2 protein-coding genes are annotated in these 2215 nt (G+C 61.9%); both read right to left on the bottom strand.

What is annotated here, in order from left to right; all coding sequences use genetic code 11:
- A partial coding sequence (locus tag EN750_RS30730; protein WP_145968067.1) for a VWA domain-containing protein occupies window positions 1-1925 on the bottom strand: 1925 nt, incomplete at its 3' end.
- 2 nt (window positions 1926-1927) lie between these two features.
- On the bottom strand, window positions 1928-2215 hold a 288-nt coding region (locus EN750_RS30725; protein WP_281062344.1), incomplete at its 5' end, for a sigma factor-like helix-turn-helix DNA-binding protein.

The raw sequence follows: 2215 nt of genomic DNA, 5'->3' as shown, positions 1-2215 counted from the left end.
GTGCTGGCCTGGTCGAAGGACGAAATCTCGTTGGCCGAGGTCACCGGCGTGGTGATCAGCTTCGAGACGTCTTCATTCGGCAGCTTATAGCGGATCTTGACGAAGGCATATTCGTCCGCATTGGCGACACCGCCATTGTCCACCCACGCCTGGCCATAACGCAGCGGATCTATCTGCTCACCGCCGCTGCCCTTGGGCGTGATTTCGTAGATCGCGGTGACGGAATGGCCCGAACCGATATCGCCGGCATCAACGCGGTCATTGTTGAAATCCTCGCGGTTCAAGGCACGGGTCTCGTAGCCGATCAGGCGATATTCCGAGACCTTGTTCGGGTTGAACTCGACCTGGATCTTGACGTCCTTGGCGATGGTGAACAGCGTCGAGGAGGCATCCTCGACCAGCACCTTTTCAGCCTCGGCCAGCGTATCGATATAGGCGGCGGTGCCGTTGCCGTTCTGGGCAATGGTTTGCATCATCTGGTCGTTCAGATTGCCGCGGCCGAAGCCGAACACCGACAGGAAAACGCCGGTCTTGCGCTCGCTTTCGATCAGCCGCTTGAGGTCGTCGTCATCGGTCTGGCCGACATTGAAGTCGCCGTCGGTAGCAAGCATCACGCGGTTGACGCCGTCCTTGACGAAGGATTTTTGCGCCAGCCTGTAGGCTTCCTTGATGCCCGCCTCGCCGGCCGTGCTGCCACCGGGCGTCAGATTGTCGATGGCGCTGAGGATCTTGTCCTTTTCGGACACCTTGGTCGGCTCCAGCACTGTGCCGGCGTCACCGGCATAGGTCACGATCGAGATAGTGTCGTCGGCCTTCAGCTTGCTGACCAGCAGGCGAAATGCCGATTTGAGCAGCGGCAGCTTGTCCGGCTCGTCCATCGAGCCCGAGACATCGATCAGGAAGACCAGATTGGCCTTCGGCTGCTCGATCGGCTTGACGTCAAAACCCTTGATGGCGACATGCATCAGCCTGGTCTGCGTGTTCCACGGCGTCGGCATGACGCTGACGGTCGAGTTGAATGGTGTCGAGGCCGACTCCGGACCCTTCCAGTCATAGGGGAAGTAGTTGATCATCTCCTCGACGCGAACAGTATCGGCCTGCGGCAGGGTGCCCTGCTTCAGCGAGCCGCGCACGAAGGAATAGGAGGCAGTGTCGACGTCGATCGAGAAGGTCGAGACCGGATCCTCGAGCGCCGCATGCACCGGATTGGTCTTGAAATCCTCGATGCGGTCGCGGTTTTCCGGTTGCGGCTGCATCTGGTCGGCCGGCAAGATCGACGGCTGCTGCGGCGCCATCAGCTTGGATTCGGCCGGCATGCGGGCTCGCGAGGTGCTGGGTACACTTGCAGCGCCATCCAGCGCGAATTCACCTGTCGGTGCCGGTGGCGCAGGCTCGGCCAGCACACCGCGCTCCAGCGCATTTTGTTGTGCCGCGCCGGAAGCAACGGTCGATTCGGATTTCTGCGGCGAGGCCGGCGCCACAAGCGCATCGGTGGCGCCGCGGCTTTCCACATCCGCGTCTGCCTTCTTGTCCTTCTCCAACTCGCCGCGAGCCGGCTTCGATTCGGCGGTCGTCGGCTTCACCGTCGCCGGCTTATCGGCCAGCGTCTCGGTGATTTTCTCGTCGCCGCCGAATTTGGGCGGCTGTTCCCTCAGCAGATGGAAGGTGGCGTATCCGGCGATCGGCAGGGCGACGAGCCCGGCAAGGGCCGGCGTGGCAATGAGTTTCTTTTGCATGATCTCGCTCCAGAGCTTTTGTGCTCGCTCTGTGAGACGAAGCCCGCCAATCGATCCTTGGGTGACAGCAGAAATATTTTCCTGATCATAGGCACGCAGGGCGGCTTCGAAGGCACGTGCCTTGGCATCCTTGGCGGGCGCCGGTGCTGCGATATCGCGCAGTCTGTTGAGTCCGTTGTCGTCGACCATGGTCACACTTCCCCGGCCGCGCGTATCAGCGTCTTCAGCCGTTTCTTCGCTTCATGGATGTGCCAGGAAACCGTCGTCTCCGAGATCGCCATCGCCTCGGCGGCGGCCGCGTGGCTCAATCCTTCGCCATAGACCAAAAGCACGGCGTCGCGCTGCTTGCCCGGCAGTTGCCGCACCGCGGTCCACAGCGCTTCGGCCGGATCTTCCGGTTCGACCGACGCCTCGCCTGAGATCAGTGCATGGGCGCCATAGGCCTCGGTCTTCACGGTCTCGCGGGCGGACTTTCGCAT

Source organism: Mesorhizobium sp. M7A.F.Ca.ET.027.03.2.1 (genome assembly GCF_003999175.1).
Classification (GTDB): Bacteria; Pseudomonadota; Alphaproteobacteria; order Rhizobiales; family Rhizobiaceae; genus Mesorhizobium.
This window is presented reverse-complemented; position numbering and strand designations above follow the sequence as displayed.